This is a genomic window from Companilactobacillus versmoldensis DSM 14857 = KCTC 3814 (assembly GCF_001434295.1).
In the GTDB taxonomy this organism is placed as follows: Bacteria; Bacillota; Bacilli; order Lactobacillales; family Lactobacillaceae; genus Companilactobacillus; species Companilactobacillus versmoldensis.
Window position 1 is genome coordinate 63,346 of record NZ_AZFA01000009.1, and the last position, 15,788, is coordinate 79,133.

A 15,788-nucleotide genomic window follows, 5' to 3' on the forward strand; every position below is an offset into this window, starting at 1 on the left:
AATGATCGAAATGGTAAAACTTGCCCATGAACATACGAATGAAGATTGTTTGAAACTAGTTACGATTTTTCAGTCTTTACCAGAAAAAGATTTAAAAAGAGTCTCAGAAATTGTTTCCGAACATCATTTCCGTGGTGGAGAATTTCTGTACCATGCTGGCGATTCAGCTGATACATTGATGATCGTCGCTCATGGACAAGCAAAGGTTTACCAGATTGCCGCTAACGGAAAAGAGCAAATGATCCGCATCCTGCAAACAGGCGATTTCGACGGAGAAGCTGCTTTGTTCGAGAATAATGATCGCAATAGTTTCGCTCAAGCATTGATGGATACCGATGTCTGCATGATCTCCCGCACAGATTTTCAGCAATTGATGACTGATTCACCCAAATTAGCCGTCAATATGGTCAACGCATTTGGCCAACGGATAACCCAATTAGAGCAACAAAATACCGAAGTGACAACTTCCAGTGTCGAGAGCCGATTAGCTAGTTACCTACTAGAGACTAGCGCCGGATTGAACGATGAAAGATTTACCTTACCCTTAAAGAAAAAAGATATTGCAACATACTTAGGCACGACTCCCGAAACGATCAGTCGAAAATTGACCAAGATGTCCGATGACAATTTGCTCGAAAACAAAGGCCTGAAAGTCAAAATATTAGATAGCGATGGCCTTTCGATGTTAGTTTAAGAAAATCCCACCAATTCACCCCAGAAGTGAATCGGCGGGATTTTTTTATACGATAAAATTAGTCTTTTCAGCCAGAAAAATATAAAATATCCTTAGTGTTAAATTTAGGAGCGTTGAGTATGCAAAAAAATTCTCGCGGAGCAGAGCAAATTCAGAAAGTTTTGGAATTGTTCAAAATAGAGTATCAACGTCAGAAGAGTTTCCTTCAAATGAAGTCGGTAACTGGTAATAACGCTACGAGAGTAGACTATGCCATTAAGATCAACGATTTCTGGGCCTTGATCGAAATCAATGATCAACAGGAAAAATCGATTGGAAAAAGTGGCACCATTTTTCAATTTGCCCAAAAATTTGATTATCCCTTATTGTTGATCGATTTGAGCAACATCAAACAAGTCCAGAGCCAAGTTTCTCAGTTCATCGATGACTTGAGAAAAGGTGCTAGCAACCTCAACAAGGAATATTCCCCCAACACTTGGGGCTATTTCGGTGACTATCCTTATGCCGGCGCAAATGAAACATCGTTGACGACTGAAGAAAAGCCTCAGCCAGAAACGATTGCTTCACCTGAAAAGGAAGTTGAATTATCTAAAGAGGATTATCAGAAACTTAGGGCCGAAAATGAAAATTTGCAAGCGGAAGTCGTTAGCTACCGTAACGTTATTAGTGAATTTATGAAGCAGATCGCCGATTTAAATATCTTGATGGAGCGCAACAATAAGAAGATTCGTCAGCTTGATAAATATGGGAAGATTGAAAAAAGTGTCAATATTCATGGTGGTTTCCGGATCAATGGCAAGCAAGGCGGTCGTTTGACTAAGTCCGCTCAGGCGGTGGTATTGGCTGCGGCACAAGAGTTTGACGGCAATTGGGCTAAGACGAAACAGTTCATTGGGGCTCACTATGGAGAAGATGTTTCCACGAGCACGATCAAACGAATTTATCAAAAAAACAATAAAAAAATTTAAGAAGTTGAAAGCGCTGCTACAATTGGATTTTGAATTCCTTTTTTAATCAAGGGAATAAAAATAATGTTGACTTTCTGAAAAAATAAAAGTACTATCCAAGTTAATCAAATACTTGTGTTGACGAGAAGAGTAGGAAAGTTAGTAAAGTATGACAGCGACCTCCGTTAGTGAAAGGGTGGACCGGAAGGCTTTCTGAAGATGAGCTCAGAGCAAATACCGACGGTGCAAGCTGAAGGTACGTGGAGATCACGATAAAATCTCGGGCATGTTTGTGCCTTTGAGGTGTTAGCGGTAACGCTAATGCAAATTAGGGTGGTAACGCGATCAATAGTCGTCCCTAGACAGATTTTAGTCTGTCTAGGGGCGACTTTTTTTATTTTTAGAAAGGGGAGATCAAAATGTCTGGATTCAATACGAAATTGGTGCATGGGAAACCACAAAAAGATAACCATACTGGTGCAGTGAACGTGCCGATATACAATTCGTCGACTTATATCTATCCCACGGTCGACGCTAAATTGCCATACGATTACGCACGTTCAGGCAACCCCACGCGGAATTATTTAGAAGATCAAGTGGCTGAACTAGAGGGTGGTTATCAAGGTTTTGCCTTTTCATCAGGTTCAGCTGCTATCCACGCAGTTTTGTCGATTTTCTCGCCTGGTGACCATATCATCATCGGAAAAGAAATTTACGGCGGGACTTTTAGATTGATCAACCAATTTTTCAAACGCTGGCAATTAGAGTTTACGGCGGTCGATACACAAAATATCGAAGAAGTTGAACAGGCGATCAAACCGAATACTAAAGCCATTTATTTTGAAAGTTTCACTAATCCACTGTTGAAAGTGACTAGCGTTAAAGCTATTTCGCAAGTTGCGCAAGCTAATCATCTTTTGACGATCGTTGATAATACTTTTCTGACTCCTTATTTACAAAAACCTTTGGACTTAGGGGCTGACGTGGTGGTCCATTCGGCAACGAAATACTTGAGTGGCCATTCAGACGTGATTGCTGGCGTAGTGGTCGTGAAAAATAAGGCTTTGGCTGACAAGGTTTATTTCAATCAAAACAGTATTGGGGCGACGCTTTCACCAGAAGATTCTAACTTGGTCCGGCGAGGTATCCAGACTTTGGCAGTCAGGATGGACCGCCATTTGAGCAACACCCAAAAAATCGTTGAGTTTTTGCAGGGGCGCCCAGAAATCGCTCGGATCTACTATCCAAGTATCGCTGGGACTAAGGACCACGAGATCGCCGCAAAAGAAACTAGGGGTTTTGGCGGCATCGTTTCGTTCGAATTGCAGGATGGCTTGGATTCGACCAAGTTCGTTGAGGGGACAAAGTTGATCCAGTTAGCTGTCAGTCTGGGAGCGGTCGAAAGTTTGATCGAGTTGCCTTACAAGATGACCCATGTGGAGCTGTCGCCTGATGAGCAGTTGAAGGCGGGGATAACTCATCAATTGGTCAGATTATCAGTCGGGATCGAAGATGTGAGTGATCTGATCAATGACTTAAAACAGAGTCTTGATAAGTTGAATTGATTTTTTAGTACGAATGAGTAAATAAATTATGATTCCACAGAGAGCTGCAGTCGCTGAAAAGCAGTGTGTGATGTTTATTGAATATGGTTCGTTTTATCTAAAACGTTTCGAATAATCAGAAGCGTTCGGGTGCCTCCGTTATCGGGCGTAAGAAATACTGTTTCTTTTTGAGGAGTGCTTCGTGAGGAGTACTTGAACAAAGGTGGTAACACGTGAAAACGTCCTTTAATGCATCGTAGCATCAAAGGGCGTTTTTTAGATTAAGGGGGAGAATTAGGGATGAAATATAGAAAGTTGATTTTGTTTATCGTCGGAGTCTTGGCTCTGACATTTACTTTAGCCGGATGTTCTAGCAAATCGGCCAACGCGGGGGCGGGTAGTAAAGAATATAAATATGGCTCGATCACTATTCCTGCTAAAGATGGTTCGGTCTGCAACGCACCAAATTACATTGCGTATGAGAAAGGCTTTTTCAAGAAGAATGGCCTGAAAGCAGATATCGTTGCTAATCCTAGAGATATCAGTGATCTAGAAGCTGGTTTCGCCAGTGGGAAATATGATGCTCAAAATGGTGATTTCCAGTACTTGCCAGCCATTCAAAATGGTGCTCAGATCAAAGCCGTTGGTGGTATCCATCAAGGTTGTATCAAGTTATTAGTTACCAAAGATTCAGCTATTAAGAGCGTCAAAGATTTGAAGGGCAAGACGATCGGTATTCCTGCCCAAGGTTCAACACCACAATACGTAACTTCGATTGCCTTGCAACATGCAGGATTAGATCCGAAAAAAGATGTTACTTGGAAAGTCTTCAGTACAGATCTATTAGCTAAAGCAGCCGAAAAAGGGCAAGTCGATGCTATCGGGACTGTTGATCCATATGCTTATCAAGCACAACAAGAAGACGGCTTTAAGGCAATCATCGACAATAATAATTATTCAGGTGACCAAAAGATGGCCGACATGGGTATGAAGAAAGATGGTTCATGCTGTTACTTGTATATCTCAAACAAATTGATCCAATCAAATGAACCCAAAGCCAAAGCTATCGTCAAGTCATATCAAGAAGCTGCTGACTGGATCAACAAGCATCCTGAAGAAACAGCGCACATTGAATTGAGCAAAGGTTATGTTTCTAAGACTAAATTCATCAATGAAAAGAATGTTACTCAGATCTTGAAGGACGAACATTTCGAATTGAACCTCAAGAAGGGTAAAGAAGATTTGAATTACTATATCTCGCAATTGAAACAAGCTGGATATTTGAAGAAAGACACGAAGAATTCTGAATTGCTCAAACAAGCATATTGGGATCCAAGTGAAGAAAAATAGAATAGGAGCAGATCGATGTTGGAATCCGTTGTATCAACTAAAGAATCTAAGAAGACAAACGTTGAAACAAAAACTCAAGCCAAATATTGGAAACCGTATCAAACTCGCTGGAATATCGCTAGTTTGTTGACCATCGTTTTGGCTTATATCGTCAATCAGGTCGTACCGTCACAAGAGTACGTCAGCAATGGCACTTATCGTTGGTTTTTGGTGATTTATTTCGTTTATTTAGCAGCAGTTTATATCGCTGGATCATTTATCCATGGCAAAGTCAGGTTGTATAGTGGGCATTTTGCCCAATTGAATGCCTCAATTGGACTTTTACTGGTCGTTCAAGATCTGCTGACTGAAAAATATGCCATCGTCAAACAGCCATTTTTCGTCAGTTTCGCCCAAATATTAGACCAAATGAAAACTGACCACGCTTTATTATTAGCTTCAACTTGGTCTTCATTAGGACTTTGGTTGATCAGTTTCATCATTGGTACTGTTATCGGAGTCGCTTTAGGATTATTCATGGGACGCTATCGCCAGTTCAATTATTGGGCTTTCCCATATTTGAAAGTCATCGGTATTATCCCAGCTGCCGCTTGGATGCCTTTGACCATGGTGATCTTCCCAACTAGTTATTTAGCTGAAATATTCTTGATTGCCTTTTCCGTTTGGTTCCCAGTCGCCTTCATGACTATCGGAGGCGTGCAAAGTATTTCCGAAAATTACTTTGAGTCAGCCAAAACATTAGGATTTACTGAGTCACAGATTTTAAGAAAAATTGTTATACCTGGTGCACTGCCCAACATCTTCATCGGTATTTTTACAGCTATGGGCCTGTCATTTACCATGTTAGTTATTTCAGAAATGATCGGTGCTAAAGTCGGCTTGGGTTGGTACATCAACTGGGCCAAAGGTGTCGGTAACTATACCCAAGTTTACGCAGCCATCGTTATTATGGCCATCTTGTTCTCAGTCATCTTTTCATTTTTGAACAAGGTTCAAGAATACAGTCTACGTTGGCGTCAAAAGACTAATTAGGAGGAACTATTATGGTACAACTTGCGATTAAAGATGTTGATCGAGTCCTCCATGACAACAACGGACAAAAGATCAATGTTTTAAAGGATATTAATTTGAAGGTCGGATCAGGGGAGTTTATTTCGATTATTGGGCCATCGGGGTGTGGCAAAACTACCCTTTTGCGATTGATCTCAGGCTTGGACACTCCTGAGAATGGTCAAGTTTCCGTAGATGGGAAGTTGATCACTGAACCAGATGTTTCCCGAGGCTACGTTTTCCAACATGGGAGTTTGTTTCCTTGGGAGACGATCCGCGAAAATATCAGTTCGGGACTCAAGGCGATTCACGGGCATGATTATGACCATGAATTAGTCGACCAATACATTGATTTGATGGGCTTGAAGGGCTTTGAGTCTGCTTATCCTCATCAAGTCTCTGGTGGTATGGCTCAACGGGCAGCATTAGCTCGTTCGATAGTTTTGAAACCAGAGTTGTTGCTTTTGGATGAACCAATGGGGGCTTTGGACGCTTTTACTAGAGCGGATGTTCAAGACGTTATCCAAAAGGTCTGGAAGCAGACAAAAACAACCATGATCCTAGTGACCCACGATATTGATGAGGCAATTTATTTAGGGACACAGATCGTTGTGATGACACCAAGACCAGGCAAAATCAAGGAGATCGTCGATAATCCACTCGACTTTCCACGTAATAGGACCAGCGACGAATTTTTGAATTTTCGACGTGAGATTCAAGATAAGCTTAATTTTGGTGTGAATGAAACTTAAACGAGATTTATATTGGGGGGAAACAAATTGAAGATAAAACGTACCGTTATTAGCATTCTCGGATTGTTAATTTTTGCAATTGTTATTTCAGGATGTGGAAAACAAGCAAATTCCGCCAGCAACAAATCTGGTGGTTATGAAAATGGGTCGATCACGATACCTGCAAAAAATGGTTCAATTTGTGGCGCCCCTAACTATATAGCTTATGAAAAAGGTTTCTTTAAGAAAAATGGTTTAAAAGCTAGTTTAGTTGCGAAACCAACGAATATTTCTGATTTAGAAGCTGGTTTTACTAGTGGGAAGTACGATGCTTTAAATGGGGACTTTCAATACCTGCCTGCTATTCAAAATGGAGCTCAAATCCAAGCAGCGGGGGGGATTCATCAAGGCTGTGTCCAAGTGTTGGTCCCAAAAGATTCACCGATTAAATCCGTGAAAGACTTAAAGGGGAAGACTATTGCTACACCTGGACAAGGGTCAACTCCTCAATTTGTGGCATCGATTGCTTTGCAAAATTCAGGTATTGATCCAAAATCGGATGTTACCTGGAAAACATATGATTCTGATCTACTCGCTAAATCAGCAGAAAAGGGTCAGGTTGATGCTATTGGTACAGTCGATCCTTATTCTTATCAAGCAATCAAAGAAAAACATTTCAGGATTATTGTTGATAACAATAATCATTCAGGTAGCAACAAGATGGAGAAGATGGGAATGAAAAAAAATGCCTCGTGTTGTTATCTATATCTTTCTGACAAATTGACTAAGCAAAATCCTAAGAAAGCTAAAGCAATTCAAAAAGCTTATCAAGAAGCCGCTGCTTGGATTGACGAACATCCTAAGGAAACTGCATCGATCCTGTTGAAGAAGAATTATGTCTCTTCTAGTAAATTCGTAAATGAAGAAAACGTGTCAAATTTAATTGCTAGCTATCACTTTGGGTTGAAAAAATCACAGGGTAAATCTGATGTGAAGTTCTATGCTGAGCAATTAAAGAAAGCTGGATTTTTAAAAGAAGACACTGATATTAACAAATTAGTTGAACAAGCTTATTACGACGACTAGGAGGGAAATGTTTTGAGCAAGCAAAAATTTGATACGGTCCGTATTCATGGTGGTTATGATCCCAAAAAACACAATAATGCAGCCCAAATTCCGATTTACCAATCAACTGCCTTTAGCTTGGGAACGGCTGCTGAGGGTGCAGAAGTTGCTGCTGGTTTAGTGAGTGATTCTTTTACTTATTCTCGAGTTGGTAACCCAACGGTACATACTCTGGAGCAGAGAATCGCTGAACTAGATGGAGGAATTGATAGTGTGGCTGTTGGTTCAGGAATGGCAGCCATCACATATACAATCCTTAACGTTGCAGAGGGTGGCGGTAGAATCATTGCTCCCTATGATATTTATGGGGCTGCACTAGATGAATTTCAGACCTTATTTCCAAAATACGGGATTATATTTGATCTAGTCGAGGACATTAACGATATTGAGCGGATTAAAAGTCTAATCAAACCAGACACTAAAGCAATTTATGCTGAAAGTGTTTCGAATCCAATCATTAACATAACCGATGTCGAAGAATTGGCCAAAGTGGCTCATGAATCTAGGATTCCTTTAATTATTGATAATACTTTTTCAACGCCGTATTTATTTCAACCAATCAAATTTGGAGCTGATTTAGTAGTCTACTCATCAACTAAAGGAATCAATGGACACGGCAATGTTGTCTCAGGATTAGTGGTTGATGGCGGTAAGTTTGACTGGTCTAAGGACAAATTCCCTCAATTTTACGAAGCAGAATATTCTTTGAAAAATTCTAAGTATCCAACTAACTATTCCTTCGCTAATGTTTATGGAAATCAGGCCTTTATCAAGCGTCTACGAATGAAATATCTCCGATTGATGGGAGCAGTTTTAGGACCATTTGATGCCTATCTTGAGATGTTAGGACTTGAAACGATTAGTGAACGATTGGATAAAGAAGTCGCTACCGGCAAGAAAATTGCTGAATATCTTAACAATAATCCACACGTCAAAAGGGTTTACTATCCTGGGTTGCCTGCATCAAACCAATATGAATTAGCTCAAAAATATTTTCCTAAAGGTATTGGTTCTATTTTGTCATTTGAATTAGATGGTTCGTCCGAAGACACTGACAAATTAATTGATTCAATGGAATTATTCTTATATCTACCAAATGTTGGTGATAGCCGGTCTTTGATCGTTAATCCAAGTAAGATAACACATCGAGAAGTACCAGAAGAAAGACGACTAAAAGATGGCATCAACAATCAGTTACTTAGACTTTCGATTGGTCTAGAGGACAGCGATGACTTAATAAAAGGTTTAGATAATGCGATTAATAAAACCTTCAAGTGAGGTGATTATATGCTGAAAGAAAAAGAACAAGATATTTTGCCTGAAATAGTTAAATTGCGTCATTATTTTCATGAATATCCGGAACTATCTAATCAGGAATTTAAAACTACCAAAAAAATCATCGAAATTTTAAATAAATGGGATATTCCAGTCGTTCCAACCAAACTTAATAAAGGTTTACTCGCTCAAATTAAGGGGGACTATCCTGGTCCAACGATTGCTTTACGAGCAGATATTGATGCACTGCCGATTGAAGAGAAAACAAATTTGTCGTATAAGTCCCAAAATACTGGAGTAATGCATGCTTGTGGTCATGATATTCATTTATCCAGTTTGTTAGGTGCAGCATATTTATTGAATCAACACAAAGAAAAAATTAATGGGACGATTGATTTGCTGTTTCAACCAGCAGAAGAAGTTGGTCATGGTGGCGATCAAGTCATCGAAAAAAATGTTCTCAAAGGAGTAGATGCAATTGTGGGCTTTCATAATATGCCGACACTCAAGCCAGGAATTATAGCCATGAAGAAAGGTCCATTGATGGCTGGATGTTATCATTTTGTGATTACATTACATGGCGCGGGAACTCATGCGGCACAGCCACAGGAAGGAACCGATGTTGTCGTTACTCAAGCTGCAATCATTTCCCAGTTACAAACTATCGTTAGCCGCAATAACAATCCATTCCATTCAGTCGTTGTCAGTGTTACGAAAGTGAATGCTGGTGAGACTTGGAATGTGTTACCAGAAATGGCTGTTTTAGAAGGAACAGTAAGAACCTTTTACGATGAAGATACAGAATTAGTCAAAAGAAGACTCTTTAAAATAGTTAATGATATATCTTCAGCCTTCAATCAAAAGGCAGATATTGATTGGACTACAGGGGCACATCCGGTGAATAATGACGAAAAAATAACTTCAATCGTTAAAAATGGCTTGTCATTAGAAGTTGAAAAACCTGTCGAGACCATGACAGCCGAAGATTTTGCTACATTTGAGCAAATTATTCCAGGAACGTTTGCATTTATTGGTTCAAATGGTGATCCGCAAGCAGTGGGCGTTCATGATCCTCATTATATTGGGTCAGATGAGACAATTCAAACGGCTATCAAGTACTTTGTCGAGAGTGCTTACAGTTTACTGTCACAATTGAAATAAAATTAAATACAAAAAAACATCCTGAAAAGGATGCTTTATTTATGCTCATAAAACAATGGGGAGGATTGTTTCGAGCGGATAAATAGGGGTAATACGAGTAATCATTTCAAAAGATTTCCTTGTTTGATAATTGACCTGTTGTGAGGGGGATCACCAAAAACTCTTACCTATTAACAATATATGGGAGTTTTCTTTGGGTTACGATTTTTAAACTAAGGATGAATCTTCTGATGATTCTTCTGAGAAATCCATTTGTTTGATCCGTGATCTTCTTCTGATGTAGAACAACATGGTCAAGCCCATGAAGACTAGTCCAATTATTAGTAAGACTAACATTTCTGGCAAAGCTGAGTTCCCGGTCATCAGAGTATCTCTGAGTCCGGTTACGGAGTAGGTCATTGGCAACCATGGATTGATGGCTTGGAAGAAACCGTCAGACAACTGGATGGGGTATGTCCCGGCGGATCCGCCAAGTTGTAGTACCAGTAGTATCATACTTATGAATGCCCCGACTTTGCCAATTACGAGATTCAACCAGGAGACTATCTCCATAAAGGTGAATCCGGTTAGGAAAATCATAACCAACGTGGCAAATGGATGGATCGGAGCTAGACCATCGATCAAGCGGAGAAGTACATAAACAATGATACTTTCCGCCAAGGCAAATCCTGTCTTAAGGGATGCCTTGCTGGCCCACCAGCCCATACCACTCTTCGGATATTTCCGAGGAGTGTAGAGGTCGAACATCAGGTTGAATGCTAAGGCACCAACGAAAAGTGATACAGAAATCATGTAAGGAGCCATACCAGTTCCGTTGTTTGGTGCTTTATCACGTTCTGTGTGCTTAGTTGAGGTAGGTTGTGCGACTTGGTCATAGGTCAATTTTGTGGGGTTGACCTTAGATTTTTTCGCACCGTTAGAAAGTTGTGTCGTCAGATCAGTAGAACCATCATTAACTTGATCAAGTCCCGTGCCCATTTGGGTCGAGCCAGATTGAAGTTGTTGACTACCACTTGAGATCTGCGAAGCACCACTAGCTAACTGACTGGCACCAGAAGTAAGTTGAGCACCATTAGCATCCAATTCGGACAAACCAGAATTCAACTGGTCAGCACCACTGCTCAATTGTGAGATACCACTTGTCAAAGTAGGCACCTGACCGTTCAACGAAGTTAAACCACTGTTCAACTGTTGAGCGCCACTGTTGAGACTAGCACTGTTGTTCATCAACTGAACCGTACCAGCTGAAACTTGATTAGCACCAGAAGCTAATTGATTACTGCTTGCTGACAAACTATTGATTCTGGAACTAAGTTGACCCATACCGTTTGAGGCCGATTGGATCTGTCCGGTCAATTGTTCAGAAGCACTAGCAAGCTGAGAAACGACTGTCGACAGATTTGAACTAACACCACTTTGGGCAGCTGTAAGGCTATTCAAGTCGGAGCTTAAAGCAGCGGCTGAATTTTTCAAAGCAGAGTTGTCAGAAGTAGTCGAACTTGTGTCATCGACAGCTGCCAGCATGGCTGCCTTTTGGTCAGCGGATAATCCCTGCTGATCAGCAGTCGCAGCTAAACGATCTTTGATACCAGAGGTTTGATTGGAACCTTGGTTATCAATAGCTTGTTGCAATGTTGCTAAATCTTCTTTAACAGCCGCTACTTGGGTGGAAGTGCTACTGTCAAGTTGACCTTGCAAACTATCAATTGAACCACTGACTTGATTCAATTGACTAGAACTCGTATTACCATTGCCAATATTTTTCAGTTGTTGGGTCAATTCATTACTTGCGGAATAAATTTGACCTAACCCTGAATTGAGGGTATCGGCATTACTTGCCAATGTATTCGCTCCATTGGCAAGTTGATTCGAACCAGAGCTAAGCGAATTAGCACCAGAATTTATTTGTCCAACTCCGTTGGTGTAGCTTTGAACACCAGTTGCTAGATAAGAACTTCCATCAGCTAATTGATTAACTCCAGAAGAAAGGCTACTAGTATTGCCATTTAATTGATTCAATCCACTAGCAAGGGTTTGACTACCTGAGGAAGCAGATGAAACGCCACTGATATAGGTATTCAAACCATTGTTGAGAGTATTGGCTCCATCCTCAAAAGTCAGAGAAGAGGAGGCTAACTGATCCAATCCAGTCGTCATTTGCTGGTTGGCTGACACTAGTTGTGAAGTACCATCGCCTAACTTTTTGCTACCTTTAGCAGCTTTGGACATTCCGTTACTGAGCTGCTTGATTGAAGAAAACATCGTCTTGGAATAAGTGTGCGTTACTTCTTTTGAGACGTTTTCGGCAGCTTTATCAGCGGCTGAAGAGGTCATTTTTGAAGCAATGTAATTGTGTCCCGCACTGGTCTTATAATGCAATTCCATCTTCTTTGGCTTCTTGTTTAGCAAAGTAGTTGCGTTTTTAGAGAAGTTGTTCGGGATGGTGATGGTCATGTAATACTTCCCGGTATTTAGACCATCTTGGGCTTTTTTCTTGCTGGTGATTTCGAAATCCATTGCATCGGATTTCTTCAGGTTTTTTGTCAGGTCTTTACCGACATCTAGTTTCGTTCCATTATAAGTAGTTGACCTGTCCTCGTTCACGACAGCTACGGGAATGTTTTCTAGTTCGCCATAGGGATCCCACATGGATTTTAGAAATGTGACCGCATATATAGAAGGAATAAAGATTATCGCAATCAAGACGATTGACATGAATTTGTGCTTCTTGAGGTATTCCCATTCTGCACGAATCATAAAAATCCTCCTTTTTGGAAAAAATAATACACAGAGTGTGTAGTAATGATAATATAAGGTATAGAATCAAAATTCAACCACACAAAATATAAATGTGGTAATTATTTATATTTTTTTTCAAAATTACGGAGAAAATAATCAATATGACAATCGATAAACGCGTCCAAAGGACGAATCAAGCATTACGATCAACTTTTCGAAGATTAGCTAAAACGAATAGCTATAACGAACTGACTGTAAAAAAATTGACTGAAGAAGCCGGAGTTAATCGGAAAACATTTTACCTGCATTATGAGTCAATCGACGACTTTCTGAATACCTTTGTTGAGGAATTGTCGAGCGCTCTTTTGCGGATCATCAACTCTGAGAAATTTGAAGATTTTAAAATTGAACCAGGGAATATTTTTGAAAAACTTTTTGACTTCTTTGAGCAGTCAAGGGAATTTTACACATTTATTTTGATGTCAGATGAATATAGTTTTTTGTCTCGTAAAGTCGAATCCAAAGTTGCCGAAGGGTTCGCCAATTCAATCGAAGCTTCGTATCATATTACTTCGACAGATGCAAAGATCTGTGCAAGTTTCATGATCCGCAATACGACCATGCTTTTTCGGATGTACGATCGGAAACAAGTTCACTTTACGAAAGAAGAATTCAAAGACTATTTAGTGAGGTTGAATCATAGTGGACTACAAACTTTCGTTCGATAATAATTCAGCCAAAATCACCGCCCTTTCATTAATATAATTATAAAGCCAATACGCTATGATATATAGACCGTATTGGATTTTTATTTTTTTCTAATGTTTGCTTTATTGATTTGGATGAAATAATGCTGATAAAAATTGCCAGTACGGGTTTCTAATAATTGCTAAGAGTAGTCTTAACGAGTAAAGTTAGTATTAATCTAGATATCGTATTGAATGATACGAGAAATAATATTACAGTTAATTTAATTTATTTTTAATCAAAGGGAGGAAGTAACGTCATGAATTATTCTTATTTTCAAGTAAGCGAGCAGTCCTTAGAAGTCGAGTTTCCCGAGCAAATCAACGTTGAAGAAAATGAATTGATTCAAGACATCGCCCGACAACTAATCGACCAAAAGGCTATTGGCGTTACGGGCATCATACCTGCCTATCATACGTTAACCGTCAACTATGATTTTGATTTAACTTCTTATCAAGATCTGGTCGACCAAATCGATGAAATTATTTTAAATGCAAATCAGGATAAAAAGACGGGCAGATCAATTATTGAGCTGCCCGTTTGCTATAACTTGGAGTATGGTCCTGATTTGCAAGATGTTGCCAATTACGGAAAAGTTAGTGTCGAGGAATTGATCAAATTGCACACTGGGACTGATTATTTCATTTATATGATGGGATTTCTCCCCGGGTTTGCTTACATGGGTTCAGTTCCTAAACAAATTGCGATGCCAAGATTAAAGGTTCCACGAAAGGTGATTGCTGCTGGAAGTGTCGGTGTCGCGGGTGCTCAAACTGGGATGTATCCAGTCGACTCACCAGGCGGTTGGCGATTATTAGGCCGGACGCCGATCAAACTTTATGATCCTAGTAACCCAGTTTTGAAATATCATTCTGGAGATTACGTCCGCTTTAAAGCAGTCGATGAAACTGAATTTAAAAAGATCCAAGTAGAGGACCAAAAGGGCGATTATCAATTGAAGATTATTCAGGAAGGTGGAGAAAATAATGGCTAATTTCGTTAAAGTCATCCAACCAGGTCTTTCGACTACAGTCCAAGATCTTGGCCGACCGAGTCATCAGATTGAAGGTTTTCCTGAGTCAGGCGCGATGGATAAATTCAGCTATAAACTAGCGAATCTTTTAGTGAATAATCATCGTAATTCAGCCTCGTTAGAATATGTTCAAGTTGGACCGAGTTTGTATTTTAATTGCGATTCCTTTATTGCCATCACTGGAGGAAAGGTTCAAGCAACATTAAATGACCGACCCATCAAACAAAATGAGGTCGTCAAGGTAAACTCCGGCTCTATTTTAAAAATCGGTCAAATGACCAGTGGTAATTATGGACATTTAGCTTTTTCAAATGGTGGAGTAATTACTGAACCAGTTCTTGATAGTCGCTCGACGACTTTAAGAACTAATATGGGTGGACTTGATGGACGTGCTTTACAAACTGGGGATTCAGTCCCAATTCGTGACAGTGTTGTTATGCCAAGCCTACAAGCTCGAAAAATTGCGATTGAACCGGAACACATTCAGACGATCCATTTCGTTAAGGGACCACATTGGCAGATGTTTTCTGAAGAAGCCCAACAACAATTCATTGAGCAGGAACATCAACTATCGGGCCAGATGGATCGAATGGGCTATCGTTTAAAAGGCAACAAATTGCCAGTCCCGGAAAAAAGTCTCTTATCTGAAGGAACTGTTTTTGGAAATGTTCAGATTACCCGCGATGGCAGTCCAATCGTTTTACTAGCAGATCGTCAGACAACTGGAGGCTATCCAGTAATCGCCACGATCATCAGAGCTGATTTGAATAGATTCGTTCAAATGAGGTCAGGTGAAGCTTTCAAGTTTGTTGAGACTGATATGAAATCGGCCACTCAAGCCTTAGTAGCTCAACAAAAAATCCTCAACGATACTTTTGAAAATTGGTATTCCAATCGTTATCGAGAGCCGATTGGGCCGATCAGACGTAATGCTATTAAAATTGCCGAATTGATTCGCGCAAATAAGTAGAAGGGATTACCAAAATGGAAATAGACAGAATTAAAAAATTGATCAAATTATTGAATGACTCTGATTTAAGCCATCTAGAAGTAGAAGACAAGTCAGGTCATATCGTTTTAGAAAAACAAATATCAAATGTGCCTCCAGCAACCGCTCCAGTTGAAGCTAAAACTTTTGAACCAGAAAAAACAGCTAAAAAAGTTATAAAAGCACCATTCGTTGGTACCTTTTATACTTCTGAGCAACCAGATAAAGCTCCCTTAGTCAAAGCTGGCGACAAAGTCGAGAAAGACCAAGTCGTTGGGATCATCGAAGCTATGAAAATGATGAATGAGATCAAATCTGATCTCAGTGGAACTATCGACAAAGTACTCGTCACCAATGGAGATGCAGTCGAATATGATCAACCATTGTTCACGTTGAAGGATTGA

At 40.0% G+C, this 15,788-nt stretch carries 14 protein-coding genes; 13 read left to right on the forward strand and 1 reads right to left on the reverse strand.

Features of this window, described 5'->3' with window-relative positions; genetic code table 11:
- Positions 1-10 precede the first annotated feature (10 nt).
- From FC27_RS06225 to FC27_RS06265, 9 genes are all read left to right on the forward strand, one after another.
- Positions 11-694 carry a Crp/Fnr family transcriptional regulator gene (locus tag FC27_RS06225; RefSeq protein ID WP_010624672.1) on the forward strand — a complete coding sequence of 228 codons (684 nt, stop codon included), beginning with the start codon at positions 11-13 and terminating at the stop codon, positions 692-694.
- Between the two features lie 119 nt (positions 695-813).
- Complete coding sequence (locus tag FC27_RS06230) at positions 814-1,662, forward strand: hypothetical protein (RefSeq protein WP_010624671.1); 849 nt, start codon at positions 814-816, stop codon at positions 1,660-1,662.
- Between the two features lie 398 nt (positions 1,663-2,060).
- Complete coding sequence (locus FC27_RS06235) at positions 2,061-3,206, forward strand: trans-sulfuration enzyme family protein (RefSeq protein ID WP_010624670.1); 1,146 nt, start codon at positions 2,061-2,063, stop codon at positions 3,204-3,206.
- A gap of 279 nt (positions 3,207-3,485) precedes the next feature.
- Entirely contained in the window at positions 3,486-4,535 is a 1,050-nt protein-coding gene (locus tag FC27_RS06240; RefSeq protein WP_010624669.1) for an ABC transporter substrate-binding protein, read from the forward strand.
- A gap of 15 nt (positions 4,536-4,550) precedes the next feature.
- On the forward strand, positions 4,551-5,567 hold the full coding sequence (locus FC27_RS06245) for an ABC transporter permease (RefSeq protein WP_010624668.1): 1,017 nt from the start codon (positions 4,551-4,553) through the stop codon (positions 5,565-5,567).
- An 11-nt stretch (positions 5,568-5,578) separates the two neighbouring features.
- Entirely contained in the window at positions 5,579-6,337 is a 759-nt protein-coding gene (locus FC27_RS06250; RefSeq protein WP_010624667.1) for an ABC transporter ATP-binding protein, read from the forward strand.
- Between the two features lie 27 nt (positions 6,338-6,364).
- Positions 6,365-7,402 (forward strand): ABC transporter substrate-binding protein, encoded by a 1,038-nt coding sequence (locus FC27_RS06255; RefSeq protein WP_010624666.1) that lies wholly within the window; start codon positions 6,365-6,367, stop codon positions 7,400-7,402.
- Positions 7,403-7,414: 12 nt separating this feature from the next.
- Positions 7,415-8,719 carry an O-acetylhomoserine aminocarboxypropyltransferase/cysteine synthase family protein gene (locus tag FC27_RS06260; RefSeq protein WP_010624665.1) on the forward strand — a complete coding sequence of 435 codons (1,305 nt, stop codon included), beginning with the start codon at positions 7,415-7,417 and terminating at the stop codon, positions 8,717-8,719.
- A 9-nt stretch (positions 8,720-8,728) separates the two neighbouring features.
- Positions 8,729-9,877, forward strand: a complete 1,149-nt coding sequence (locus FC27_RS06265; protein ID WP_010624664.1) for an amidohydrolase — start codon at positions 8,729-8,731, stop codon at positions 9,875-9,877.
- 207 nt (positions 9,878-10,084) lie between these two features.
- Here FC27_RS06265 and FC27_RS06270 read toward each other — a convergent pair whose 3' ends face one another.
- Positions 10,085-12,634: a YhgE/Pip domain-containing protein gene (locus tag FC27_RS06270; RefSeq protein WP_010624663.1), complete on the reverse strand. Its 2,550-nt coding sequence runs from the start codon at positions 12,632-12,634 to the stop codon at positions 10,085-10,087.
- 143 nt (positions 12,635-12,777) lie between these two features.
- Between FC27_RS06270 and FC27_RS06275 the strand changes: the two genes are divergently transcribed.
- The 4 genes from FC27_RS06275 (at position 12,778) to FC27_RS06290 (ending at position 15,788) form a co-directional block, all read left to right on the forward strand.
- Positions 12,778-13,344: a TetR/AcrR family transcriptional regulator gene (locus FC27_RS06275; RefSeq protein ID WP_010624662.1), complete on the forward strand. Its 567-nt coding sequence runs from the start codon at positions 12,778-12,780 to the stop codon at positions 13,342-13,344.
- A 278-nt stretch (positions 13,345-13,622) separates the two neighbouring features.
- Positions 13,623-14,357, forward strand: coding sequence for a 5-oxoprolinase subunit PxpB (pxpB, locus tag FC27_RS06280; protein WP_010624661.1), 735 nt, complete (start codon positions 13,623-13,625; stop codon positions 14,355-14,357).
- Positions 14,350-15,366 (forward strand): 5-oxoprolinase subunit C family protein, encoded by a 1,017-nt coding sequence (locus FC27_RS06285; protein WP_010624660.1) that lies wholly within the window; start codon positions 14,350-14,352, stop codon positions 15,364-15,366. Before pxpB ends, FC27_RS06285 begins: the two co-directional genes overlap by 8 nt.
- A gap of 14 nt (positions 15,367-15,380) precedes the next feature.
- Positions 15,381-15,788 (forward strand): acetyl-CoA carboxylase biotin carboxyl carrier protein, encoded by a 408-nt coding sequence (locus FC27_RS06290; RefSeq protein ID WP_010624659.1) that lies wholly within the window; start codon positions 15,381-15,383, stop codon positions 15,786-15,788.

Bases quoted from the DNA above. Each gene is read 5' to 3' on its own strand.
- FC27_RS06245 (WP_010624668.1), top strand. From the start codon at position 4,551: ATGTTGGAATCCGTTGTATCAACTAAAGAATCTAAGAAGACAAACGTT.
- FC27_RS06270 (WP_010624663.1), bottom strand. From the start codon at position 12,634: ATGATTCGTGCAGAATGGGAATACCTCAAGAAGCACAAATTCATGTCA.
- FC27_RS06285 (WP_010624660.1), top strand. From the start codon at position 14,350: ATGGCTAATTTCGTTAAAGTCATCCAACCAGGTCTTTCGACTACAGTC.
- FC27_RS06250 (WP_010624667.1), top strand. From the start codon at position 5,579: ATGGTACAACTTGCGATTAAAGATGTTGATCGAGTCCTCCATGACAAC.
- FC27_RS06290 (WP_010624659.1), top strand. From the start codon at position 15,381: ATGGAAATAGACAGAATTAAAAAATTGATCAAATTATTGAATGACTCT.
- FC27_RS06235 (WP_010624670.1), top strand. From the start codon at position 2,061: ATGTCTGGATTCAATACGAAATTGGTGCATGGGAAACCACAAAAAGAT.
- FC27_RS06230 (WP_010624671.1), top strand. From the start codon at position 814: ATGCAAAAAAATTCTCGCGGAGCAGAGCAAATTCAGAAAGTTTTGGAA.
- FC27_RS06275 (WP_010624662.1), top strand. From the start codon at position 12,778: ATGACAATCGATAAACGCGTCCAAAGGACGAATCAAGCATTACGATCA.
- FC27_RS06240 (WP_010624669.1), top strand. From the start codon at position 3,486: ATGAAATATAGAAAGTTGATTTTGTTTATCGTCGGAGTCTTGGCTCTG.
- FC27_RS06265 (WP_010624664.1), top strand. From the start codon at position 8,729: ATGCTGAAAGAAAAAGAACAAGATATTTTGCCTGAAATAGTTAAATTG.
- pxpB (WP_010624661.1), top strand. From the start codon at position 13,623: ATGAATTATTCTTATTTTCAAGTAAGCGAGCAGTCCTTAGAAGTCGAG.
- FC27_RS06225 (WP_010624672.1), top strand. From the start codon at position 11: ATGGTAAAACTTGCCCATGAACATACGAATGAAGATTGTTTGAAACTA.